This window comes from Nocardiopsis suaedae (assembly GCF_027706745.1).
Taxonomy (GTDB): Bacteria; Actinomycetota; Actinomycetes; order Streptosporangiales; family Streptosporangiaceae; genus Nocardiopsis_A; species Nocardiopsis_A suaedae.
In genome coordinates this window covers 102,397-126,250 of sequence record NZ_JAQFWP010000014.1, presented here as the reverse complement: position 1 = coordinate 126,250, position 23,854 = coordinate 102,397, and the positions used below count along the sequence as shown (strand labels likewise).

The window sequence follows — 23,854 nt, the reverse complement described above, 5'->3', positions numbered from 1 at the left end:
GACCGGGGTTGTGAGCCACAGACCCGAGACTCAAGATCCAAGAAACACGCCCTAGGCGGCCTCGCCGTCGCCCGCGCGCAGGCGGACGCGCTCGGCGCGGTGCTCGCGGGCCTCGTCCGGGTCGAGGACCGGGGCCGCGTTCAGCAGCGAGCGCGTGTACTCGTCCTGCGGGCTCTCGTACACCGAGTCGCTGTCGCTCAGCTCGACGACCCTGCCCTTCTGCATGACCGCGACGCGGTCGCTGACCTGGCGCACCACCGCCAGGTCGTGCGCCACGAAGATATAGGTCAGGTCGAAGTCGTCCTGCAGCTCCGACAGCAGCCGCAGCACCTGGTCCTGCGTGGACACGTCCAGCGCCGAGACGGGCTCGTCGCAGATCACCAGCTTGGGGCGCAGGATCAGCGCCCGCGCGATGGCGATGCGCTGGCGCTGGCCGCCGGAGAAGGCGTGCGGGAACCGGTTGTAGTGCAGCGGCTCCAGGCCGACCCGCTCCAGCAGCTCCTGCACGCGCCGCTTGATGAGCTTGCCGTCGGTCTCGCCCTGCACCCGCAGCGCGGTGCCGATGCTGTCGCCGATGGTCAGCCGCGGGTTCAGCGACGAGTAGGGGTTCTGGAAGATCATCTGCACGTCGCGGCGCAGCGGGCGCAGGCTGCGCTCGGAGATGTGCGTGATATCGCGCCCCTCGAAGACGACCTTGCCCTCGGTGGGCTCCAGCAGCCGCATGACCATGCGCGACAGGGTCGACTTGCCGGACCCGGACTCGCCGACGACCCCCAGCGTCTCGCCCTTGTGCAGGTCGAAGGAGACCCCGTCGACGGCGTAGAGGTCGGTGCTCTTGCCCATCATGCCGCCGCGCACGCGGAAGCGCATGCGCACGTTGTCCACCGACAGCAGCGGGTCCCGCTCCGGGTCCCACGCGGTGTCGGCCTCGGGCAGGGCCGTGGCGCCGGTGCGCCCGGCGTCCGCCGCGGCCTCCTTCGCGGGCGCGGCCGCGGCCTTCCCGGCGTCCGCGTCGGCGGCGGCCGCGTCCCCGGCCGGGCCGGTGCCCTCTGCGGCGGCGCGGTCGGCGCGGATCTCGGCCCGGCGCTGGGCCCGGGAGACCTCCACCCGCGGCACCGCCGCCAGCAGCGCCCGGGTGTAGGGGTGCTCGGGCTCGGAGAGGACCTTGCGCACCTCGCCGCGCTCGACCGCCTTGCCCTTCTGCATGACCAGGACCTCGTCCACGGACCCGGCGACGACCGCCAGGTCGTGGCTGACCAGGATCAGCGCCATGTCCAGGTCGCGGCGCAGGTCGTCGAGCAGGTCGAGGATCTGCGCCTGGACGGTGACGTCCAGGGCCGTGGTGGGCTCGTCGGCCAGCAGCACCTTGGGGTCGCACATCAGCGCCATGGCGATGATGACGCGCTGGCGCATGCCGCCGGAGAACTCGTGCGGGTAGGAGTTGATCCGCCGCCCCGGCTCGGGGATGCCCACCCGGTCCAGGGCCTCGACGGCGCGCGCCTTGGCCTCCGCGCGCGTGGCCTTGGGGCGGTGGGTGCGGTAGGCCTCGATGAGCTGGTTGCCGATGGTGTACTGCGGGTGCAGCGAGGACATCGGGTCCTGGAAGACCATCGCGATGTCGTTGCCGCGCATCTGCCGGATGCGGGCGTTGGAGGCCGCCACGATGTCGGTGCCGGCCACCGCGATCCCCCCGGTGATCCGGGCGCGGGTGCCGCGGTGCAGGCCCATCAGCGCCAGTGAGGTGGCGCTCTTGCCGGAGCCCGACTCGCCGACGATGCCCAGCGCGCCGCCGGGGGCGACCTCGAAGGAGAGGCCGTCGACGGCGTGGACGTCGCCGTCCATCGTCGGGAAGGTGATGGAGAGGTCCTGGACGAGCACCGCCGGCCCGGCGGCGTCCTGTCCTGTGCCCGTGGTCGTCATTGCCGGTCTTTCCTTCGGATCGGGCCCCGGCCGCCGGGGCGGCGCGGGGAGCGGGAGTTCGTTGTCCAGGTCCTCAGCCGGCCACGCGCACGCGGGGGTCGACCCAGGCGTAGAGCAGGTCGACGATGAGGTTCGCGACCACCACGAAGAAGGCGCCGAACAGGGTGACGCCCAGGATGACGGGGAGGTCCTGGGAGATGATCGCCTGCACCGCGTAGCGGCCGATGCCGTTGAGCGAGAACACGGTCTCGGTGAGCACCGCGCCGCCCAGCACCAGGCCGATGTCCAGCCCGAAGATGGTGACGATCGGGGTGAGGGTGGGGCGCAGCCCGTGCTTGAGGATCACCTTCCACTCGGGCAGGCCCTTGGCCCGCGCGGTGCGGATGTAGTCCTCGCCCATCGTCTCGAGCATGCCGGCCCGGGTCTGCCGGGCGTACTGGGCGGCGTGCAGGAAGGCCAGGGTGAGCCAGGGCAGGAACAGCGCGGTCGCCCAGCCGATCGGGTCCTCGAAGAAGGGGACGTAGCGCGGGGTGTCGAACCACTCCCAGGAGTGGACCAGGAAGGCCAGCGACAGCAGGCCGGTGAAGAACACCGGCAGGGACACGCCCGCCAGGGCCAGGCCCATGCTGACGCGGTCGAAGACGCTGCCCTTCTTGATGGCCGAGATGACGCCCACGGACACGCCGCCGACCAGCCAGATGATGCCGGCGCCGATGGCCATGGAGAAGGTCACCGGGAGCCGGGACACGATCTCGGGGAAGACCTCGGTGTAGTTCTGGAAGGAGTAGCCGAAGCAGGGCGCGGAGCACACGACCTCGCGCCCGCCGAAGGTGTAGGTGGCGCCGACGAAGATGCCCTTGATGAACTCCCAGAACTGCAGCGCGATGGGCTGGTCCAGGTTGAGCCGGTCGATGGTGGCCTGGATGGCCTCCTCGGTGGGGGCCTTGCCGACGTACATCGTGGCGAGCTGCTGGACGGTCTGCCCGGCCATCCGGGGCACCACGTAGAAGATCAGGAAGGTCACCAGGGTGACGATGGCGAGCAGCAGGACGCCGGCGCCGAGGCGACGAAGAAGATAAGTGACCAACGTATCCGGCCGTGGAGGCCGGCCGGGCCCGGTGTGGGCCCGGCCGCCCCCGCGGCCTTCACCTGCCTAACTCTCAGGTCGAAGGGTCGGGGTTCCGGGAGCCGCTAGGTGTTCGTGGTACCGAGCGGCATGTAGTCGTACATCGCGTACCCGGCGCTGAACCGCACGTTCGTCAGGTTCTCGGGCCGGTACAGCACCGACTTCTCGAAGACGATGGGCAGGATGGCGCCGGTCTCCATGATCCGGCGGTCGATCTCCTTGTAGAGGCGCTCCTGCTCGCTGGCGTCCTCCGTGGCGACGGCCTCGTCCAGCATCTCGTTGATCTCCTCGTCGTCGAGCTCGGAGATGTTGGAGTTGCCGGCCTTCTTGATGTTGTCGCCGTGGGCGATGTAGCTGAGGAACCCGTAGCCGGTGGGCCAGTCCGGGATCCAGCCGTAGATGTTCAGCCCCAGCTCGTTCTCGTGGACGAAGTCCGGCGAGCCCGCCTGGGTGTTGGTGAAGGTGTCCGAGGGGTACTGCTTGATGTTCACCTTGATGCCGACCCGCTCCAGGCTGGCCTGCAGCGCCTCGGCCGCGGCGACCTCGGTGGGGCGGTCGCTGCGCACGCCGAGGTTGGTGGAGAAGCCGTCCTCCTCGCCGCACTCCTCCAGCTTGGCCTCGGCCTTGTCCAGGTCGCCCTTGTCGCCCTCGGAGGGGTACAGGTCGAGCTTGGGGTCGTGGCCGGGGATGGCCGGCGGGATGACGTCGTTGGGGATCTCACCGCCGGCGGCGCCGCCCCAGGCGCGCTGGAGCGAGTTGTGGTCGGCCGCGTACATGACCGCCTGCCGGCAGGCCTCGTTGTCCAGCGGCTCGACGACGGTGTTGACCGCGACGTAGCGCAGCGACCCGTTCTCCGGGTTGTCCGCGTTGGCCTTGGCGTCCTCGTCGGTGAGGATGTCGCCCTTCTGGGCCGGGCCCAGACCGGTGCCGCCCAGGTCGACGTCGAGCTCGCCGTTGATGAGGCGCTGGTCGATCTCGTTCTGGTCGACGCCCTCCTCGACGGTGATCTTGTCCGGCAGGGCCGGGCGGACCGGGTCGGAGTCGGGGTTCCACTCCTCGTTGCGCACCAGGGTCAGGCCGCTGCCGGGGGTCCAGTCGCCCTCGAACTTGTAGGGGCCGGAGGAGACGACGTGCTCCTGGTACTGCTGGCCCTTGTCGGCGTCGGCCGGGACCGGCGCGGTCTGCGGCTGCACCAGCACGTACGGGAAGTCCGCGAAGGGCTTCTTGAGGTGGAACACCAGGGTCTGGTCGTCCGGCGTCTCGATGCCGTCGAACCCGGCCAGCGGGTCGGAGGGGTTGGCGTTGACGCCCTCGTAGTCCTCGCTGTCGGCCAGCAGCTCCTTGAAGTAGCGCGGACCGTTGGGCAGCGCGTCGTCGCCGAAGTTGCTGCGCGCGATGCCGTACTTGATGTCCTCGCTGGTGATCGCCGAGCCGTCCTCGTAGGTGAGGCCGTCGCGCAGCTTGACGGTGTAGGACTTGCCGTCGTCGCTGATCTCCGGCATCTCGGCGGCCATGTCCGGGACCGTCTCGGTGGTCTTGCCCGGTTCGGCGTTGTAGGTCAGCAGCGTCCGGGCGTAGTACCGGCTGAAGTTCCAGACGTACCCGTAGTAGGTGTTGCCCGGGTCGGTGCTCTCGATGTTCGCCGAGATGGCGTACCGCAGCGTGCCGCCCTGCTCTTCGGAGGCGTTGACGACCTCGGTGGTGGCCTGGTCGAAGGACCCCGCCGCGCCGCCTTCGGAGCCGCCACCGCCGCCGCATGCGCTCAGCAGCAGCACCGACGACACCCCCAGTGCGGCCAGCCCCAGTGATGACTTGCTCAATTCCCTGCCTTTCTCGGTAGGCGTGATCGTGCGCCGCGGCCCCCGGCCCGCCCCGGGCGGCCGCCCCCGTGCGCTCAGTCGGACGAGCGGGGGTCGAAGGCGTCCCGCAGGCCGTCACCGAACAGGTTGAACGCGAGAACGGTGATGAAGATGGCCAGGCCCGGGATGATCACGAAATGGGGCGACGTGGTGTAGAAGTCCAGAGAGTCGGACAGCATGCCGCCCCAGCTCGGGGTGGGGGGGTTGATCCCGACGCCGAGGAAGGAGAGGGAGGCCTCGAAGATGATGTTCGTCGGGATGAGCAGCGTCGAGTAGACGAGGATCGGCGTGATGAGGTTGGGCAGCAGCTCGCGGAAGAGGATGTGCCCGCTCCCGGCACCGAGGCTGCGCGCCGCCTCGACGAACTCGCGCTCCTTGAGCATGAGGGTCTGGCCCCGCACGATACGGCCGATATAGGGCCAGTTGAAGAAGCCGATGATGAAGATCAGCAGGCCGACCCTCAGCGCGTTGCCCTGCAGTCCGAAGGCGCCGTCGGGGACGACCCCGGCCAGGGCGATGGCGAACAGCAGCAGCGGGAAGGCCAGGAAGATGTCCATGGCCCGGCTGATGATGGTGTCGGTGATCCCGCCGAAGTACCCGGCGACGATGCCGAGGACCGTGCCGATGGCCACGCACAGCACGGTGGCGCCGAAGGCGACCAGCAGGGAGATCTGCGCACCGTAGACGATGCGGCTGAACATGTCGCGGCCGGTGACCGGCTCCAGCCCCAGCAGGTGCTCCGAGGACATGCCGCCCCAGGGGTCGATGCCCGAGGCGGGGTCGGCCGGGTCGTTGAGGGCGCCGCCGGTGAGCGGGTCCATCAGGTCCTGGTGGAACTCGTTGGGCGGGAACCCGAAGAGCTTGGTGAGAAGCGGGGCCAGCACCGCCATGGCGATGAGCAGCACCACGACGACGGCGCCGCCCATGGCGACCTTGTCGCGGCGGAAGCGCTGCCAGGCGATCTGGCGGAGGGACCGTTCGGCGGCGGCGGGTGCCTTGGCGGCGGCCTCGGCCGCTGCGCCGCTTTCCTCCACCTGCTTCTCAGGTGCGTCCGAAGGCGCGCTCATGGCACCACTACTCCCCCACTACTTCCGCTTGGTGTCGCGGCTTCGGCACCGGCGGCAGGCCGGTGATGGGTCGACCGGGCCGGCTCGGGTCCGGCCGGTGGGCCGGCTCCGGGCTGGCCGGTCGTGTCCGGCGCGGCGCGTGGGCCGCCGCCGGATCTGCCAGCCCGCCCGTCGGCTTAACACCGAAGCTCGACGTGGCTAACAGGATTCGTGCAGATCAGTTTGCACCGCGATCAATGTACGCCCGCTCACATCGCGGACCGTCCAAATCACACTCTTGTGGCTGAATCGTGACTGCTCACCAACGAATCCGTCATGTCACGACACGTCGGCAGGCACTCACCTGGTGCCACCCAGTCTGCACGAAACAGGGCCGCCGCCCCGGATGCCGCGCCCGCACCGGGGCGCGGCGGGGGCGGCCGCTCCATGGCGCACATCATACGACAAGAAAAGGTATAGAACACCATGAAGCGGACATTAAACAGCGCGCCCCGGACCGGTCCGGGGCGCGCGTGTGCCGAGCGGCCGACCCGCCGGGGGCGCCGCGCGCGGGGGCTCGGCCCCGCCTACTCGATCCCGTGCTTGCGCAGCAGGTCTTCGATATCGCCCATGTCGTCGTCGCCGCCGGCCTTGGCCTTCTTGCCGCGGCCGCCGCCCGCGGACTGCGCCGCGGGATCCTGGGCCGCGCCGCCACCTTCCAGGCCGGGGGCCGCGCCGCCCTCGGCGGCCTTCTTCCCGCGCTTGGGCTCGCCGCCTCCCTGGGCGGTGCGCACCCCCTTGCCCTTGGCGCGCATGACGCCGGAGACCACGAAGAGCACCGCGGCCAGCGCGGCGATCGCGACACCGGCCCACACCATCGGGTTGAACAGCAGCCCGGCGAGGATCCCGAAGATGTCGGCCACCGCCCGCCACACCGTGGCCATCAGCCCCAGCAGGCCGGCGGCCAGCGGAACCAGCGACCAGGCCACGCCGCGCAGCCCCGCCGCCGCGCCCCGGCGGCGCCAGACCACCCATGAGATCAGCAGCCCCACGATCGTGATGGCCGCCCCGAGCATCGGACCTGCGATCGGCAATGTTTCCGGCATGCCCCCAGTCTCGCACCGGGGCCCGCCGCGCGCATCGGGGTCGCTCCCTAGGTGGTGCCCCCTGAGGGGGCGGTGGCGCGGGAGGCCTCTGGGGGCCGGAAAAGGAGTGGGCCCGGGGCGCGGCGCCGTCGGCACCGCGCCCCGGGCCGCGGCGGCCCCCTGTCGGGGATCCGCCGCATCAGGCGCCGGTCCCGGGATCAGCCGGTGTTGGTGGTCCCGAGGGTGGCGTAGTCGTACATCTTCCAACTGCGGTTGAAGAAGACGTTGGTGACGTTGTCGGGCCGGTAGAGCACGGCCTTGCTGTAGACCATCGGAACGATCACGGCCTGCTCCATGGCGAGCTTGTCGATCTCCTTCGACATCTCGTCGCGCTTCTCCGTGTCCTCGATCTTGGTGACCTCGTCGAGGAGCTCGTTGACCTCGTCGTTGTCGAGCTCGGAGATGTTGGAGTTGCCCGCGTCCTTGATGGCGCCGCCGTCGAGGATCTGGCTCATGTAGCCGTAGCCGGTGTTCCAGTCGGGCAGCCAGCCGTAGATGTTCAGGCCCAGCTCCTCCTTGTGCACGAAGCTCGGGGAGCCCGCCTGGGTGTTGGTGAACGTGTCCGACGGGTACTGCTTGATGTTCACCGTGATGCCGACCTTGTCCAGGCTCTCCTGGATGGCCTCGGCCGCGGAGACCTCGGCCGGGCGGTCGCTGCGCACGCCCAGGTTGGTCTCGATGCCGTCCTCACCGCACTCCTCGAGCATGGCCTCGGCCTCGGGCGGGTTGCCCTTCTGGGCCTCCGGGTCCTCGGCCGGGTAGACGTCGCTCTCCGGGTCGTGGCCGGGGACCACGGGCGGCAGGATGGTGTTGGCGATGTCGCCGCCGGCCGAACCGCCCCAGGCGCGGTGCACGGCGCTCTTGTCGACCCCGTACTCGACGGCCTGGCGGCACTCCAGCTTGTCGAACGGCTCGACCTGGGTGTTGACGGTCAGGTAGTAGTGCCCGCCGTTGGTCGGGTTGTCGATGCGCGTCTTGGCGTCCTCGTCCTGGAGCAGCTCGCCCTTCTTGGCCGGGCCCAGCCCGGTGCCGCCCAGGTCGACGTCGAGGTCGCCGCTCTCCAGGCGCTGGTCGATCTCGTTCTGCTCCACGCCTTCCTGGACGGTGATGTTGTCCGGAAGGGCGGTGCGGACCGGGTCCGACTCCTGGTCCCACTGGTCGTTGCGGACCAGCTTCAGTCCGTTGCCCGGGGTGTAGTCGCCGTCGAACTTGTACGGCCCGGACGAGAGCACGTGCTGCTGGTACTGCTCGCCCTTGTCCTTGTCGGCCGGGACCGGCGCGGACTGCGGCTGCACCAGCACGTACTGGAAGTCGTAGAACGGCTCCTTGAGGTGGAAGACCAGGGTGTGGTCGTCCGGGGTCTCGATGCCGCCGAAGCCCTTGAGCGGCTCGTCGGTGTCCTCGTAGGGGCCCTCGTAGTCGTCGGACTCGGCGAGGTGCTCCTTGTAGTACTTGGGGCCGTTCGGCAGGGCCTCGGGGCCGAAGTTGCTGCGGGCGATGGCGTACTTGACGTCCTCGGCGATGATGTCCGAGCCGTCCTCGTACTTCAGGCCCTCCTTGAGCTTGACCGTCCAGGTCTTGCCGTCCTCGCTCACCTCGGGCTCACCCTCGGCGAGGTCCGGCACGACCTCCTGGCCCGCCTCGCCCGGCTGCGCGTCATAGGTGTAGAGCGTCCGCGCGTACAGCCGGGAGAAGTTCCACATGTACCCGTAGTACATGTTGCCCGGGTCCGCGTTCTCCATGTTGGCCGAGATGGCGAACCGGAGGGTGCCGCCCTTCTCGTCGGAGGCGTTGACGATCTCCGTCTGCCCCTGGTCGAACTCCGCGTCGGAGGCGCCCGTGCCGTCGCCTCCGCCACCGCCGCAGGCCGACAGCAGGAGGGCCGTCGCGGCTGTGGCCGCGATCGTGCCCAGCGCTGTTCTCTTCAATGTCTCGCCTCTCTCGAAAGCAACGGTCGTACGCATCAGCGAGCGGCACACCCCGCGAGGCCGTGCCCGGTCAGAGCACCGGCGCCTCGACAGGCGTGATTCGGATTCGGCCTCTGATGCACGCTGCGGCCAATTTAGGAGGAGTTAAATCACAGTTCGTCTAAGAACAGGTAACTACTACGCCCCACCACGGGTGGTGACCCCCTGCATTCACGGCGGCTTCACGCGTGACCGAAGCCCCGCTTCATCCCTGCCCGGCCGCCTCCCGGGACCGGTGCGCCAGGTCACACGGCCCCCACGTTGACCTCGAGCGCACTTGAGGTCGCAGGATCGTGGACGGCCGCGGGCGCCCGGCGGGAGCGGCGCGGCCCCTCCCACCGCACCCTCCCGCCGCGATGGAGGCACGCATGATCCTGGTGACCGGGGCGACGGGGAACATCGGGCGCCCCCTGGTCCGGACGCTCCTCCGGGAAGGGGCTCCCGTGCGCGCCCTGACCCGGGACGCCGTCCGCGCCGCCGCCGACGGCGCCGTCCCCGGCCCCGCCGTCGCCGCCGAGGGCGACCTGGAGCGGCCCACGACACTGCGGGCCGCACTCGACGGGGTACGCGCCCTGTTCCTCCTGCCCACCGGGCGGGAGGACGCGCCCGGGGTGCTGCGAGCCGCGGCCGACGCCGGCGTGGAGCGGGTGGTCGCGGTGTCGTCACTGCTGGCCGCCACCCATCCGTCCTCGGCCATGGGCCGGGCGGCCCTGCGCACGGAGCGGGCGGTGCTCGGCAGCCGGTTGGCCTGGACCGTGCTGCGCCCCTGGGAGTTCGCCTCGAACACGCTGGCGTGGGCCCCGGCGGTCCGGGGAACCGGGGTGGTGGCCGTGCCGACGGCGGGGGTGCCCTCCCCGGTGGTGGACCCGGGCGACATCGCGGCGGTGGCGGCCCGGGCACTGACCGAGGAGGGGCACGGAGGCCGGTACTACCCGCTCACCGGGCCCGAGGCGCTGACGCCTTACGACAAGGCGCGCGCGATCGGGGAGGCGGTCGGCCGGGAGGTCAAGTTCGACGCGACCGGTGGGGAGCGGGGCGGGCGCACGCCGCACGGGGTCTGCGGGTACGACGCGCCCGCGCCCGCGGCGACCGTGCAGGAGGTGGCCGGGAGGCCCGCGAGGTCCTTCGCGGAGTGGGCGCGCGAGCACGCGGACGCGTTCCGCTGAACCCGGGGGCCGCTGAGGACGGGAGCCGGGACCGGCGCAGCCCTGTGGGCGGCGGCCTCGTTGACGATGCCCCGTCCGACGCGTCCTCGGCCGCCACTCCCCGCCCTATGCGCCGGGTGGCGCGTCCGCATGGCAGACTCTCCAGCACGGATACCGGCTCCGGAACGGGTGTGCACGTGCGCAACCGGGGCCGGAAGGAGAACAGGGGGAGGGCTTCGATGGGCGACGCGCTCATGCGCATCGGCGAGGTCGCCGAGCGCACGGGGTTGTCGCTGCGCACGATCCGCCACTACGACGACGTGGGCGTGGTGCGCCCCTCGGCGCGGTCGCAGGGCGGCTTCCGCCTCTACACGGAGGCGGACGTGGACAGGCTCCTGCTCATCAAACGGATGAAGCCGCTGGACTTCTCCTTGGAGGAGATCAAGGACCTCCTCTCCGTCCTGGACGAGCTCGACGCGTCGCCCGACGATGAGCGCACGCGGGCCGAGCTGCTGCGGCGCCTGGACGAGTACTACACCTCGGCGGCCGAACGCAGCGCCGATCTGCGCAAGAAGCTGATGGCCGCCGAGGAGTTCGCGGAGCGTTTGGGCGAGCAGCGGGCCCACTACCGCTCTCCCTGAGGCACGGAGCGGCCCCGTTCGCACTAGGGGGTGTTGTGTGGATCACGACCTACTGCGCGACGCCCGGGCACGCCCCTCGCTGCGTCCTCATCGGTCGACAGCGCACCCAGGCTGACTCCCCTGCTTTTCGGGAAACACAGCGTTCTCGCGACGAACGCACCTGGACGCCGCTCGCTACGGCCATGATCCACACAACACCCCCTAGGCCGCACCGGAGCCGGGCCGTCGCCCGTGCACCGACCCGTCCGGCCGATCCCGCCGATTGGAATGCTCCTCGCACGTGAGAGTAGGGTCCTTCCCTGCGGGGAGGTCGGTGGCCCTTTCGCTGCGTACCCTGCCGACCTCCCCACAGGGGATCACTTTTTCACCGGGGCGCCCCTTCGGGCGCCCGGCGCCCGGCACCCTCCGGAGCCACCCGCCTTGGGTTCCGCCCGCACCTGTGGCACGAGGGACTGCGGAACGAGGTATTCGATCTCGCAGCGGTCGCAGGCGTGCAGCCTTCCAGGGGCGCGCAGGCGGTCTCCGGCGCCGTTCTCCGTGGGTGGTGTGGGCATGTGTCTCCCTGGCGGTCAAAGCCCTCGTCAACCTCCGGTCGCCCAGGTGTCCGCGCGCGGCGCGGCGGGTAGCCGTCTGGCGGCCGTCCGGAGGGGTGTCGCAGAGGGGGTCCCATGCAGATCGGTTACAAACTCTTCGCCGAGGGCTACGGCCCCGGAGAGCTGGTACGGCAGGCGGCCGCCGCCGAAGCGGCCGGGTTCGACTTCGTCGAGGTGAGCGACCACTACCACCCCTGGCTGAGCGACCACGGGCATTCGGCGTTCGTGTGGACGGTGCTCGGCGCGATCGCCGCGCGCACCGAGCGCATCGGGTTGGCGACCGGGGTCACCTGCCCGACGCGCCGCTACCACCCCGCCATCGTCGCCCAGGCCGCGGCCACCACGGGCCTGCTGTCCGGGGGCCGTTTCACCCTGGGGGCCGGGTCGGGCGAGCGGCTCAACGAGCACGTGGTCGGCGGCGGCTGGCCGGCCCCCGCGGTGCGCCAGGAGATGCTCCAGGAGGCCCTGGAGATCATCCGGCTGCTGTGGCGCGGCGGCTACCGCTCCTACTGCGGCCGCCACCTGAGCATCGCCGACGCGCGCGTGTTCGACCTTCCCGACCCGCCGCCTCCGATCGCCGTGGCGGCGGGCGGTCCGTCCGCGGCGCGGATGGCGGCCGAGCTGGGCGATGCCCTGTTCACCACCGAGCCGCGCCGGGAGCTGCTGGAGGCCTACCGCGAGGCGGGCGGAAGCGGGCCCGCCTACACCGAGGTGCCGCTGGCGTGGGCGCGCGACGAGGACTCCGCCCTGGAGTCGGCCCGGCGGATGTTCCGGTTCGGTGTGACCGGCTGGAAGGTGATGGCCGAGCTGCCCAACCCGGCCAACTTCGACGCGGCCACGGAGGCCGTCGGCAAGGAGGACATGGCCGCGGCGTTCGGCTACGGCCCCGGCCCGGAGCGGCACCTGGAGGCGGCGCGCCGCTTCGCCGACGCCGGGTTCGACCGTCTGGCCCTGGTCAACGCGGGCCCCGACCCCGACGGGTTCTTCGACTTCTTCCGAGAGGAGCTCAACGAGCCCCTGCGCACCCTCGAACCGGCGCCGATGGGCTGACGCACCGGGCCTGGGCCCCTTGCGCCCGCGGGGCCCCGGGCTGCGGACCCGGGACGGTACCGGGTTGAATGGGGACCGCTGTGACAGGACCCCGTGGGAAGGGCGGCCCTCGACCATGACGACCAGCCGCGGCGGCGGAGCGACCGGCCTCCGCCGCCTTTCTCCTCCGTTGCCCGGCGACCGCGCGGGAGGCCGGGCATGACCGGCTCCCTGCTCGCGGTGAGCGACCTGCACGCCGCCCACCCGGACAACCGCGCGCTGGTCGAGGGGCTGCGGCCCGAGTCCCCCGACGACTGGCTGATCGTCGCCGGAGACGTGGCCGAAACCACGGACCGCATCGCCTGGGCGCTCGGAGTGCTCAGGGAGCGGTTCGCCAAGGTCCTCTGGACGCCCGGCAACCATGAGCTGTGGACGTCCAAGCGCGACACGGTGGACCTGCGCGGGGTGGAGCGCTACGAGCACCTCGTCAAGGTCTGCCGGGAGCTGGACGTGCTCACGCCCGAGGACCCCTACCCGGTCTGGGAGGGCGCCGGGGGGCCGGTGGCGGTGGCCCCGCTCTTCCTCCTCTACGACTACTCCTTCCGCGCCCCGGGCACGGACACCAAGGAGGAGTCGCTGAAGGTCGCCTACGACACCGGGATCGTCTGCACGGACGAGCACCTGCTGTTCCCCGACCCCTACCCCGACCGCGAGTCCTGGTGCGCGGCGCGGGTGGAGGAGACCGAGCGCCGCCTGGAGGAGATCCCGCAGGATCTGCCGACGGTGCTGGTCAACCACTACCCGCTGGTGCGGGCGCCGACCGACATCCTGCGCTACCCGCAGTTCGCCCAGTGGTGCGGCACCGACCGCACGGCCGACTGGCACCTACGGTTCCGCGCGAAGTGCGTGGTCTACGGCCACCTGCACATCCCGAGGACGACGTGGTACGACGGCGTCCGCTTCGAGGAGGTGTCGGTCGGATACCCGCGCGAATGGAAGCGCCCCCGCCACCCGGAGGTGGGCCTACGCCCCATCCTCCCCGCCGACCCGAACCGCGGCGAGTGGGGGTAGCGCCAGGCGAGCTTCCCGCGTTCATCCGACCCGCCGACCCTCGCCCGTGTAAGAGAGCCGGAGAACGCCGCGGAGAGCGCGGGCGACCTGGACGAGTTGACCCGTGTGTCGAAAGAGCTGCGCGAGGTCCTGGAAACCCGCCGTTCAGAAGTAGGTGACCTCGAGCCACCAGAGAAGGGCCCAGGACAGAGCCCCTCCGCCGAGGACGACCGTCATGACCACGGTGAGGTTGAGGAACGTCGCCGACGGCGGCGGGTACCCGGCGTTGTACCGCTCCCGCTGCTCGCGGAGCCAGCGCGCGAACACCAGACGGACCAGCACCACGACCATCGACAGCGTGATGAAGATCCGCAGGGCCGTCCCGCCGTCCTGCACCTCGCCGCCGACCGTCTTCAGAAACAGGGACCCGCCGATGATCAGAGGGAACACCACGGCGAAGAGCACACGCTTCCAGCCGTAGGCCATGCTCGCCATGGCGGCCGCGAACGCGACGCCCCACACCACGGCCATGATCCACTGGAACTCTTCATGGGTCACCGGAGTGCCGCCTGTCCTTCATCGTCGGTCGAGAGTGGTGGGAAGGGGGAGAGCGTCAGGAGGTCAGTACAGGGCTTCCTCGACCCCCCACAGGCTGGCTCCCAAGACCGCGAGACCCGTGATGAACGCCGCGAAGAAGACGGCCAGCTGCCCCGCCGACGTCTGCGCCCAGCGCCCCTCGCGGTCGTAGAGCTCCCATTGGCGCCGTATCCACCCGGCGAAGACGAGGCGCATGAGCGCGAGGTCGAGCGTACACAGGATGAAGATGTGCAGCGCCTCCACCGGATCGATGCCCCGTGCCGTGGACCTGAGCACCATCACGGCGCTGATGGCCAGCGGGAAGACCCCCAAGGCGAAGACCTTGGCCTTCCATCCGCGTGTCATGGAGGCCAGTGCCAGCGAGACGGCCGCCGCCGACACGGCGGCCAGCCCCCACAAGAACCACTCGTAGGACATTTCTGACCTCTTGTCTATTTCCGACATTCCCCTGCATTCGACGCAACCGACGGCGTCGCGGCTCCGGGCGGGGGGACGACACACGTGCGGGGCCGGGCGTGGTGCCCGGCCCCGCTTCGGTGTCCTCCGGGCTCAGACCCCGGCGGAGCGGGCGGTGTGGCGTCCGACCAGGTCGGCCAGCCACTCCAGGTCGACGCCCTCCAGGGTGTCGACCACCGTCAGGCCCTCCGCGGGCTCGATCGGGACCATCATCGGCACCGCCACCGTGGCGCAGCCCGCGGCCAGCGCCGAGGCCACGCCCACCGCCGAGTCCTCCACCGCCACGCACCGCGCCGGGTCGGCCCCGAGCAGGCGGGCGGCCTTCAGGTACGGCTCCGGGTGCGGCTTGTTGGCCTCCACCTCGTCGCCGCCGACCGACAGGTCGAACGACTCCAGCCCGATGGCGCCGATCGCCGAGGAGATCAGGTGCCGCTCGGTGGAGGTGACCAGCGCCGAGCGGACCGGCGAGGCCGCCACCGCGGCCACCAGCTCCTTGGCGCCGGGGCGCGGGTCGGCGCCCTCGGCCAGGCGGCGCCCGAACGCCGCCTGCATCCGGGCGATCACCTCCCGCGGCTCGGCCCGGACCCCGGGCAGGTCGGCGACGTAGCGGCCCACCTTCTCCGCGGCCCCGCCCACGTTGCGGCGGTGGTCCTCCTCGGTCCAGACGCCGCCCAGCTCGGCGACGACCTCGGCCTCGGCCTCCCCCCACAGCCCCTCGCTGTCGATGAGGGTGCCGTCCATGTCGAACAGGACGGCGTCGGGCAGGACGCGGGTCGGTGTACTGCTCATCGCGGTGGGGCGCCCGCCCCCGCGTGCGCGGGGGCGGGCGCCCTTCCTCCTTCGGTCGTCGGGTGCCTGCGGGCCCCGGTGCCCGTCAGACGTTGAAGTACTTGGCCTCCGGGTGGTGGATCACGATCGCGTCGGTGGCCTGCTCGGGAACGAGCTGGAACTCCTCCGACAGGGTGACGCCGACGCGCTCGGGCTCCAGCAGCTTCATGATCTTGGCCCGGTCCTCCAGGTCGGGGCAGGCCCCGTACCCCAGGGAGAACCGCGCCCCCCGGTAGCCCAGCTTGAAGAACTGCTCGATGTCGGCCGGGTCCTCGCCCGCGAAGCCCAGCTCCGAGCGGATCCGGGTGTGCCAGTACTCCGCGAGCGCCTCGGTCAGCTGCACCGACAGGCCGTGCAGTTCGAGGTAGTCGCGGTAGGCGTCCTTCTCGAACAGTGCCTGGGTGGCCTTGGAGATGCCCCCGCCGACGGTGACCACCTGGAAGGAGACCACGTCGGTCTGCCCGGACTCCTTCGGGCGGAAGTAGTCCGACAGGCACAGGTGCCGGTCGCGGCGCTGGCGCGGGAAGGTGAACCGGGTCCGCTCGGCCCCGTCCTCGTCGAGGACGACCAGGTCGTCGCCCTCGCTGTAGCAGGGGAAGTGGCCGTAGACGACCGCGGCCTCCAGCCAGCCCTCGGTCTGGATGCGGTCCAGCCACATCCGCATGCGCGGCCGGCCCTCGGTCTCCACCAGCTCCTCGTAGCTGGGGCCCTCCTTGCCGCGGGAGCCCTTGAGCCCCCACTGGCCCATGAAGGTCGCCCGCTCGTCCAGGTAGGCGGTGTACTCGGCCAGCGGGATGCCCTTGCTGATCCGGTCGCCCCAGAACGGCGGCACGGGCACCGGGTTGTCGGTGGCCACGTCGCTGCGGGCGGGCATGTCCTCGGGCGCGGTCACCTTGAGCTTGGCGCCGCCCTTGACCCGGCGGGTGCGCAGCGCGGGCAGCTCGGCGCCCTCCTCGCCGCGCTTGACCGCCATGAAGGCGTCCATCAGGCGCAGCCCCTCGAAGGCGTCCTTGGCGTAGCGGACCTCGCCCTGGTACAGCTCGGCCAGGTCCTCCTCGACGAAGGAGCGGGTGAGCGCGGCGCCGCCCAGCAGCACCGGGAACTTGTCGGAGATGCCCCGGGAGTTCATCTCCTCGAGGTTCTCCTTCATGATCACGGTGGACTTCACCAGCAGGCCGGACATGCCGATCATGTCGGCCCGGTTCTCCTCGGCGGCCTCCAGGATGGACGACACCGGCTGCTTGATGCCGATGTTGACCACGTCGTAGCCGTTGTTGGACAGGATGATGTCCACGAGGTTCTTGCCGATGTCGTGGACGTCGCCCTTGACGGTGGCCAGCACGATGCGGCCCTTGCCGTCGTCGTCCTCGGCCTTCTCCATGTGCGGCTCGAGGAATGCCACCGCCGACTTCATCACCTCGGCCGACTTCAGCACGAAGGGCAGCTGCATCTGGCCGGAGCCGAACAGGTCGCCCACGACCTTCATCCCGGCGAGCAGGTCGTCGTTGACGATCTCCAGCGCCTTCTTCTCCTCCAGGGCGGCGGCCAGGTCATCGTCCATGCCGACCTGCTCGCCGTCGATGATCCGGCGCTGCAGCCGCTCCCAGAGCGGCAGCGCGGCCAGCGCCTCGGCGCGGGAGGCCTTCATCTCCTTGGCGTCCACGCCGTCGAAGAGCTCCATGAACGCGGCCAGCGGGTCGAAGTCGCCCTCGCGCCGGTCGTAGATCAGGTCGAGGGCGGCCTTGCGCTGCTCCTCGGGGATCTGGTTCATCGGCAGGATCTTGGAGGCGTGCGCGATCGCCGAGTCCAGGCCCGCCTCGACCGCCTCGGCCAGGTACACCGAGTTCAGCACGATGCGCCCGGCCGGGTTGAGGCCGAAGGACAGGTTGGACAGGCCCAGCGTGGTCTGCACCTCGGGGTAGCGCCGCTTGAGCTCCTTGATGGCCTCGAGCGTCTCGATGCCGTCGCGGCGCGTCTCCTCCTGACCGGTGGTGATGGGGAAGGTCAGGCAGTCGATGACGATGTCACCGGTGCGCATGCCCCAGTTGCCGACCAGGTCGTCGATGATGCGGGAGGCCACCCGGACCTTCCAGTCCGCGGTGCGGGCCTGGCCCTCCTCGTCGATGCACAGCCCGACCACCGCGGCGCCGTGCTCCTTGACCAGGCGCATGATGCGGGCGAACCGCGAGTCGGGGCCGTCGCCGTCCTCGTAGTTGACCGAGTTGATCACCGCGCGGCCGCCGACCAGCTCCAGCCCGGCCTCCAGCACCGCCGGCTCGGTGGAGTCGAGCATCAGCGGCAGGGTGGAGGCGGTGGCCAGGCGCGAGGCCAGCTCGCGCATGTCCTGGCCGCCGTCGCGGCCCACGTAGTCCACGTTCAGGTCGAGCAGGTGGGCGCCGTCGCTGATCTGCTCGCGGGCGATCTCGACGCAGTCGTCGTAGCGCTCCTCGATCATCGCCTCGCGGAACTTCTTGGATCCGTTGGCGTTGGTGCGCTCGCCGACGGCGAGGTAGCTGGCGTCCTGGCGGAAGGGCACGCTCTGGTAGAGCGAGGCCGCCGAGGGGTGGCTGACCGGCGTGCGGTCCTTGACGCCCCGGCCCTGCACCCGCTCGACCACCTGGCGCAGGTGCTCGGGGGTGGTTCCGCAGCAGCCGCCGGCCATGGACAGGCCGAACTCGGAGGTGAAGCTGTCGTGGGCGTCGGCCAGCTCGGAGGGCTGCAGCGGGTAGACCGCGCCGTCGGTGCCCAGCTCGGGCAGGCCCGCGTTGGGCATGCAGGAGATCGGCACGGTGGCGTGCTGCGACAGGTAGCGCAGGTGCTCGCTCATCTCGGCCGGACCGGTGGCGCAGTTGAGCCCGATCATGTCGATGCCCAGCGGCTCCAGCGCGGTGACCGCGGCGCCGATCTCCGAGCCCATCAGCATGGTGCCGGTGGTCTCGATGGTGACCTGGGCGATGACGGTGATGTCGCTGCCCAGGGCGCGGCGGGCCCGCATGGCGCCGATCACCGCGGCCTTGGTCTGCAGCAGGTCCTGGCAGGTCTCGATGAGGATGGCGTCGGCGCCGCCCTCGATCAGGCCGCGGTGGCACTGCTCGTAGTAGTCGCGGAGCAGGGCGAAGGGCGCATGGCCCAGGGAGGGGAGCTTCGTGCCCGGGCCCACCGAGCCCAGGACGTATCGGGGGTGGTCGGCGGTGGAGTACTCGTCGGCGACCTCGCGCGCGATGCGGGCACCGGACTCGGCCAGCTCGTAGGTGCGGTCGACGATGTCGTACTCGCCCAGGTTGCCGAAGTTGGCGCCGAAGGTGTTGGTCTCGACGCAGTCCACGCCGACGTCGAAGAACCCCGCGTGGGTCGAGCGCACCACGTCGGGACGGGTGACGTTGAGGATCTCGTTGCAGCCTTCATGGCCTTCGAAGTCGTCGAGGCCGAGATCGTGGCCTTGCAGCATGGTGCCCATCGCGCCATCGGCGACGATGACGCGGCGGGCGAGGGCATCCCGGAAGGAGAGTCGAGAGCTCATGACCCTTTACTGTAGTGACGACCGGGCGAGAGTTGCGCATACGGGGGTCACCGACTGGCAAGTACCTACGTTTCAGCAGGTCAGACAGCCGGGACATCTTCGTCCGGAATGATTCTGTCCGCGCTACGCGTTTCGCTGGACGGAACGATACCGCACGGCGTTCCCCTGCGCGGCCGGGACCCCGTAGGGTTGTGCGTGTCCGTGCGAGGAGTAAGCGATGGGCCCGCCCGGACGGCGGGCGCGGTGAGGAGGCAGCCTGTGCCTGAGCTCGACGACGGCGCCCCCGATCTCGTCGAGCCCGTCCTGGTGGCCGCCTTCGAGGGCTGGAACGACGCCGGAGAGGCCGCCAGCGCCGCGCTGGAGCAGCTGGCCTCGGCCTGGAAGGCCGAGGACCTGACCCGCCTGGACACCGACGACTACTACGACTTCCAGGTCTCCCGGCCCCGGATCACCGTGGCCGACGGCAGGCACGTGGGGCTGGAGTGGCCCTCGACCCGGGTGCGCACGGCCCGCGCGGACGGCGTGGACGTGGTGCTGGTGAGCGGCACGGAGCCGAACATGCGCTGGCGCGGCTTCTGCGCCGACCTGCTGGCGGTCGCCCGGGAGCTGGGCGTGCGCCGCGCGGTGATGCTGGGGGCGCTGCTGGCCGACTCCCCGCACACCCGGCCGGTGCCGGTCACCGGCGTGGCCTCCCCGCCCGAGCTGGGCACGGACCTGAGCCTGGAGCCGACCGAGTACGAGGGCCCCACCGGGATCGTGGGGGTGCTGCACGACGTGTTCGCCGAGGCCGGCATCGAGACGGTGTCGCTGTGGGCGGCCGTGCCGCACTACGTGGCCCAGCCGCCGAGCCCCAAGGCCGCGCTGGCGCTGCTGCGGCGGGTGGAGGACGTGCTGGACCGCCCGGTGCCCATGGGCGAGCTGCCCGAGGACGCCCGCGCATGGGAGGCGGGCGTGGACGAGCTGGCCTCGGAGGACGAGGACATCGCCGGGTACGTGCGCAGCCTGGAGGAGGCCAAGGACGCCGCGGAGCTGCCGGAGGCCAGCGGCGAGTCGATCGCCCGCGAGTTCCAGCGCTACCTGCGCCGCCGCGACCACGGCTGAACGGCCGGCGCCGGGCGGTCTGCGCCGGGCGGCCGGGGCGGGCCGCCGCGCTCCCGCCGGCGGCCGGTGACCGCATGACCGCCGGTAGTCCGACGCGCCGCTCCGTCCGCCACCCGCCCGCCTCGTTCACCGCGCCCGTCCGCCACGCCCTGCGGCGCGCGCTCAGAGGTCGATGCCGCGCCACTCCCCGGTGAGGGCGACGGCCGCCCAGGCGCCCGCGATGCGCGCCAGGCCGCGCCGGACCTCGTCGACGACCGCCGGGGCCAGCACCCCCTGCTGCTCCTGCGGGTCGAGCCGGACGGTGACCCGCAGGCCGTCCAGGACCCGCTGCCCGCGCGCGAGGGCGTCCTCGTCGGTGGCCCGGCCCGCGGCCTGGAAGAGCAGGGCGCGGATGCCGTCGCGCAGGGAGAGGGCCTCGTCGAAGTCGGCCAGCGTGATGGGGATGGCCCCGGCGTTCACCAGCCCGTGCTCGCGCAGGAAGCGGGCGAGGTCGGCGCGGTCGGCCAGGTCGCCGCGGGGTCCGGCGAACGCGGAGACGAGCTCGGCGGCGGAGGTCGGTCGGGTCGTGGTCGTCATGGGTGCCATCCCACCACGGAATGCCATGGCACGATGGCGTTCCGCAGGTTCCCGACCACAATCGGCCGTTTGTCACGTAGGGGAACATCCTCCCCTTATTCTGCGCGGCGCCCCTGGACACCGGGACGGCACGGCGGCCCCACGGCCTCCCGGCGCCCCGGCCGCCGCACGCCGCTCACGGCCATCGCGATCCGGCCCGCGAACGCCCGAGGGGGCATCGCGCATCCCGCGTGGTGGCTCGACCGCCCCAAGGGTGATGAGGCGGTGGAGCCACCGCCCTCATCACCCCCGACCCGGCCCTGGTACGCCCCTCATCGTCGGCTCACCCGAAGCCGATGCGAGACCGGTGACGGAGGGGCCGAGCGCCGCCCCCGATCAACGATGCGGGGCGGGCAGCCCGGAGGGTGCCCGCCCCGCGTCCTCGTGCGCGCTCCGCGCGCACGGTCGCCGCTTCCTGTTCCGGCTCCGCTTACAGCTCCACGCCCAGCAGCGTGTCGACCGTGTCGCGCACCAGGGCCGGGGCCGACGGGTCGTCGCCCGCGCCCGCGTTCGCCTCCTCGGCCCACGCGTCGACGGCGGCCAGGGCGGCCGGGGTGTCCAGGTCGTCCGCGAGCGCCCTGCGCACCACGGCCAGCACCGGGGCGGCGTCCGGGCCCGACTCCCGGGCGGCGGCCGAGCGCCAGCGCGCCAGGCGCTCACCGGCCTCCTCCAGCCCCTTCGCGGTCCACTCCCAGTCGGTGCGGTAGTGGTGCGGCAGCATCGCCAGGCGCACCGCCATCGGGTCGGCGCCCTCCTCGCGGAGCCCGGAGACGAACACCAGGTTGCCGCGCGACTTGGACATCTTCTCGCCGTCGAGCCCGACCATGCCCACGTGCATGTAGTTCTGCGCGTGCGGGTGCGCGCCGGTCGCCTTGCAGGCCTCGGCGGCCCCCATCTCGTGGTGCGGGAAGACCAGGTCGCTCCCGCCGCCGTTGAGGTCGAAGCCCATCCCCAGCTCGTGCAGGGAGATGGCGCTGCACTCCACGTGCCACCCGGGGCGGCCCCGCCCCAGGGGGCCGCCGTCCCAGGAGGGCTCGCCCGGGCGCTCGGCCCGCCACAGCAGCCAGTCCAGGGGGTCCTTCTTGCCGGGCCGGTCGGGGTCGCCGCCGCGCTCGCCGAACAGGCCGAGCATCTCGGCGCGGTCCATCCCGCCGATCTCGCCGAAGCGGTCGGCCGCCTCGACCGCGAAATAGATGTCGCCCTCCAGGTCGTAGGCGGCGCCCGCGGCCCGCAGCCGCTCGACGAAGTCGGCGATGAGGCCGACCGACTCCACGACGCCCACGTAGGCGCGGGGCGGGAGCACCCGCAGCGCCTCCATGTCCTCGCGGAACACCTGGATCTCGCGGGACGCCAGGTCCCGCCACCCCTCGCCGGTGGCCTCGGCGCGCTCCAGCAGCGGGTCGTCCACGTCCGTGGTGTTCTGCACGTAGTCCACGGCGTGCCCCGCGTCCCGCCACACCCGGTTCACCAGGTCGAAGGTCAGGTAGGTGAAGGCGTGGCCGATGTGCGCGGCGTCGTAGGGGGTGATTCCGCAGACGTACATGCGGGCCGTCGGCCCGGGGGCGGTGGCGCGCGGGCCCCCCGTGACGGTGTCGTGGATGCGGAGCGGTCCGCCGCTGCCGGGCAGGCGGACGATGTCGGGCGCAGACCAAGAACGCATGACACCGAGATTATCCGGCCATGTACGGCGAATCCTCCCGGCCCCAGGGCGCGCCGGACGAGATCATTCGCCGATTCCGTGCGGGAATAACTCAGACCGAACGTTGTTCAGGTCCGCCGCCCTGGCCGGCCCCGCGCGACGAGCGCACGATGGCGCACACGGCCGCGGCTGCCGCCAGGGCGCACACGACCGCGATCAGGGTGTTGCCCGCGTTCCAGTGCGTCAGGGCCGCCGCGAACGCCACCACGTACAGAAGCCAGTAGGAGGCCCGTTCGGTACGTGTGGAGGTCCGCTCCGCGGCGGGCCCGCTCGTTCCCCACCCGCGCAGCTCGCGCAGGCGGGTCAGTGTCCGCCGGATACCGTGGCGGTTCATACGGCCTTCCCGTTCCCGATCTCGGCCCGGGGGGCGTCAGCCCCACTGTCCCCTTTCAGACGTTGAACGCGGTTTCGAGGTTGACACGGTGTGGCCCGTCCCTCGCCCGGCGCGCACCCCCGCCCCCTCAGCGCACCTCGCCGACCATCCGCCACGCCTCCGGGGTGCCCGGCTCGGCGCTGAACGCCATCCGCGCCCCCTCCGGCGCCACGGCCGCCAGCGCCATGGACGAGGTCGCCCACACGCGGTCCGGGCCCAGTTCGACGTGGGCCGCCAGGGACGCCGGGTCGTCCTCCCCCGTCCCATAGCCTCCGGTGCGGGCCGGGCCGCGCACCCCCTCGTCGAGCAGGCGCGGCCACTCGCCCCACACCTCCTCGGGCGTGCGGGCGGCCTCCAGCTCCCCCGCCCCGGGGCCGGGCCGGGCGGCGCCGAACACCGGCGTGTGCCGCACCGCGCGCGGCGCGCCCGCGTCCAGCCCGGAGTTGGTGACCACGCTCACCCCGGCGGGCAGCGCCTCCCGGCGCTCCTCCCGGCCGTCCCAGGTGAGCACGGCGCCGCCCGACGGGTCCGCGACGACCAGGTGGAAGGGCTCGTAGCGTTCCAGGTCCTCGCCCTCGGCCGCGTCGGTACCGCCGTCGGCACCGAGCAGCGGCAGGCGGCCGCGGCTCAGCCGGGCCCCGGGCGGGACCGTCGGCACGGGCGGCTCCCCCTCCGACCCGCCGCGCGGGGCCGCGTTGAGCACCGCGCACACCCGCGCACCGGGCCCGGTGCGCACCGCGAGCCAGGTGCCGCCCGCCTCGGTGTCGCGTCCGCCCACCAGGCCGGGGCGGTCGGGCCAGTGCCGCGCGGGCGGCTCCCACGGCCGCAGCAGCAGCTCGTCGCGGACCGCGGCCAACACCAGCGGTACCGGCGCCGACGGATCGAATCCGGTGATGACCGTGCACATCGGCGCCTCCCGCGGCTCGTCCGTGCCGCCGTCGGCGGCGCTGCCCCAACTATGGCGCCCCGGCCACCCCGCCCCTGCGGCGGGGGGCGGGCACCACCCGCGACCGGCGCGCCTGCCCGACCGCGGTGTGCCCTGGGCGTCCCCTAAGCTCTGCTACGGCGTGTTTCCCGGATGCTTCTCGGGACACGAGCGGCCACCGCCCCCCGATGCGCCGGCGCCGACCGGTCGGCGGAGCGG

19 protein-coding genes are annotated in these 23,854 nt (G+C 71.8%); 5 read left to right on the top strand and 14 right to left on the bottom strand.

Annotated features, from left to right (window positions below):
- Positions 1–51: 51 nt before the first annotated feature.
- The 6 genes from O4U47_RS10275 to O4U47_RS10250 all read right to left on the bottom strand — a co-directional run bounded on the left by O4U47_RS10275 (position 52) and on the right by O4U47_RS10250 (position 9,024).
- On the bottom strand, positions 52–1,920 hold the full coding sequence (locus O4U47_RS10275) for a dipeptide ABC transporter ATP-binding protein (protein WP_270677500.1): 1,869 nt from the start codon (positions 1,918–1,920) through the stop codon (positions 52–54).
- Positions 1,921–1,993: 73 nt separating this feature from the next.
- Entirely contained in the window at positions 1,994–3,007 is a 1,014-nt protein-coding gene (locus O4U47_RS10270; protein ID WP_270677499.1) for an ABC transporter permease, read from the bottom strand.
- Positions 3,008–3,111: 104 nt separating this feature from the next.
- Entirely contained in the window at positions 3,112–4,866 is a 1,755-nt protein-coding gene (locus O4U47_RS10265; protein ID WP_270677498.1) for an ABC transporter substrate-binding protein, read from the bottom strand.
- 74 nt (positions 4,867–4,940) lie between these two features.
- Positions 4,941–5,972, bottom strand: a complete 1,032-nt coding sequence (locus tag O4U47_RS10260) for an ABC transporter permease (protein WP_270677497.1) — start codon at positions 5,970–5,972, stop codon at positions 4,941–4,943.
- 566 nt (positions 5,973–6,538) lie between these two features.
- A complete protein-coding gene (locus O4U47_RS10255) occupies positions 6,539–7,027 on the bottom strand; it encodes a cellulose synthase (protein WP_270677504.1) in 489 nt (162 codons plus the stop codon).
- A gap of 227 nt (positions 7,028–7,254) precedes the next feature.
- Positions 7,255–9,024 (bottom strand): ABC transporter substrate-binding protein, encoded by a 1,770-nt coding sequence (locus tag O4U47_RS10250; protein ID WP_270677496.1) that lies wholly within the window; start codon positions 9,022–9,024, stop codon positions 7,255–7,257.
- A gap of 407 nt (positions 9,025–9,431) precedes the next feature.
- On the opposite strand from O4U47_RS10250, the gene O4U47_RS10245 reads away from it, so the two are divergent.
- The 4 genes from O4U47_RS10245 to O4U47_RS10230 all read left to right on the top strand — a co-directional run bounded on the left by O4U47_RS10245 (position 9,432) and on the right by O4U47_RS10230 (position 13,542).
- Positions 9,432–10,229, top strand: coding sequence for an SDR family oxidoreductase (locus O4U47_RS10245; RefSeq protein WP_270677495.1), 798 nt, complete (start codon positions 9,432–9,434; stop codon positions 10,227–10,229).
- Positions 10,230–10,447: 218 nt separating this feature from the next.
- Positions 10,448–10,849, top strand: coding sequence for a MerR family transcriptional regulator (locus O4U47_RS10240; protein WP_270677494.1), 402 nt, complete (start codon positions 10,448–10,450; stop codon positions 10,847–10,849).
- A gap of 668 nt (positions 10,850–11,517) precedes the next feature.
- Positions 11,518–12,492, top strand: a complete 975-nt coding sequence (locus tag O4U47_RS10235) for a TIGR03557 family F420-dependent LLM class oxidoreductase (protein WP_270677493.1) — start codon at positions 11,518–11,520, stop codon at positions 12,490–12,492.
- Between the two features lie 198 nt (positions 12,493–12,690).
- Entirely contained in the window at positions 12,691–13,542 is an 852-nt protein-coding gene (locus O4U47_RS10230; RefSeq protein WP_270677492.1) for a metallophosphoesterase family protein, read from the top strand.
- 144 nt (positions 13,543–13,686) lie between these two features.
- Here O4U47_RS10230 and O4U47_RS10225 read toward each other — a convergent pair whose 3' ends face one another.
- The 4 genes from O4U47_RS10225 to metH all read right to left on the bottom strand — a co-directional run bounded on the left by O4U47_RS10225 (position 13,687) and on the right by metH (position 18,922).
- Positions 13,687–14,079: a hypothetical protein gene (locus O4U47_RS10225; RefSeq protein ID WP_270677490.1), complete on the bottom strand. Its 393-nt coding sequence runs from the start codon at positions 14,077–14,079 to the stop codon at positions 13,687–13,689.
- Positions 14,080–14,142: 63 nt separating this feature from the next.
- Positions 14,143–14,535 (bottom strand): hypothetical protein, encoded by a 393-nt coding sequence (locus O4U47_RS10220; RefSeq protein ID WP_270677489.1) that lies wholly within the window; start codon positions 14,533–14,535, stop codon positions 14,143–14,145.
- Between the two features lie 132 nt (positions 14,536–14,667).
- The gene (locus tag O4U47_RS10215; protein WP_270677487.1) at positions 14,668–15,363 is read right to left on the bottom strand and encodes an HAD family hydrolase; all 696 of its coding nucleotides are present in this window, start codon (positions 15,361–15,363) and stop codon (positions 14,668–14,670) included.
- Between the two features lie 85 nt (positions 15,364–15,448).
- A complete protein-coding gene (gene metH / locus O4U47_RS10210; RefSeq protein ID WP_270677486.1) occupies positions 15,449–18,922 on the bottom strand; it encodes a methionine synthase in 3,474 nt (1,157 codons plus the stop codon).
- Between the two features lie 258 nt (positions 18,923–19,180).
- On the opposite strand from metH, the gene O4U47_RS10205 reads away from it, so the two are divergent.
- Positions 19,181–20,023, top strand: a complete 843-nt coding sequence (locus O4U47_RS10205) for a PAC2 family protein (protein WP_270677485.1) — start codon at positions 19,181–19,183, stop codon at positions 20,021–20,023.
- A 162-nt stretch (positions 20,024–20,185) separates the two neighbouring features.
- Here O4U47_RS10205 and O4U47_RS10200 read toward each other — a convergent pair whose 3' ends face one another.
- The 4 genes from O4U47_RS10200 to O4U47_RS10185 form a co-directional block, all read right to left on the bottom strand.
- The gene (locus O4U47_RS10200) at positions 20,186–20,599 is read right to left on the bottom strand and encodes an ABATE domain-containing protein (RefSeq protein ID WP_270677484.1); all 414 of its coding nucleotides are present in this window, start codon (positions 20,597–20,599) and stop codon (positions 20,186–20,188) included.
- Between the two features lie 469 nt (positions 20,600–21,068).
- Positions 21,069–22,298, bottom strand: coding sequence for a cysteine--1-D-myo-inosityl 2-amino-2-deoxy-alpha-D-glucopyranoside ligase (gene mshC, locus O4U47_RS10195; protein WP_270677482.1), 1,230 nt, complete (start codon positions 22,296–22,298; stop codon positions 21,069–21,071).
- Between the two features lie 91 nt (positions 22,299–22,389).
- Entirely contained in the window at positions 22,390–22,671 is a 282-nt protein-coding gene (locus O4U47_RS10190; protein WP_270677481.1) for a hypothetical protein, read from the bottom strand.
- Positions 22,672–22,798: 127 nt separating this feature from the next.
- The gene (locus O4U47_RS10185; RefSeq protein ID WP_270677480.1) at positions 22,799–23,617 is read right to left on the bottom strand and encodes an NRDE family protein; all 819 of its coding nucleotides are present in this window, start codon (positions 23,615–23,617) and stop codon (positions 22,799–22,801) included.
- Positions 23,618–23,854 lie beyond the last annotated feature (237 nt).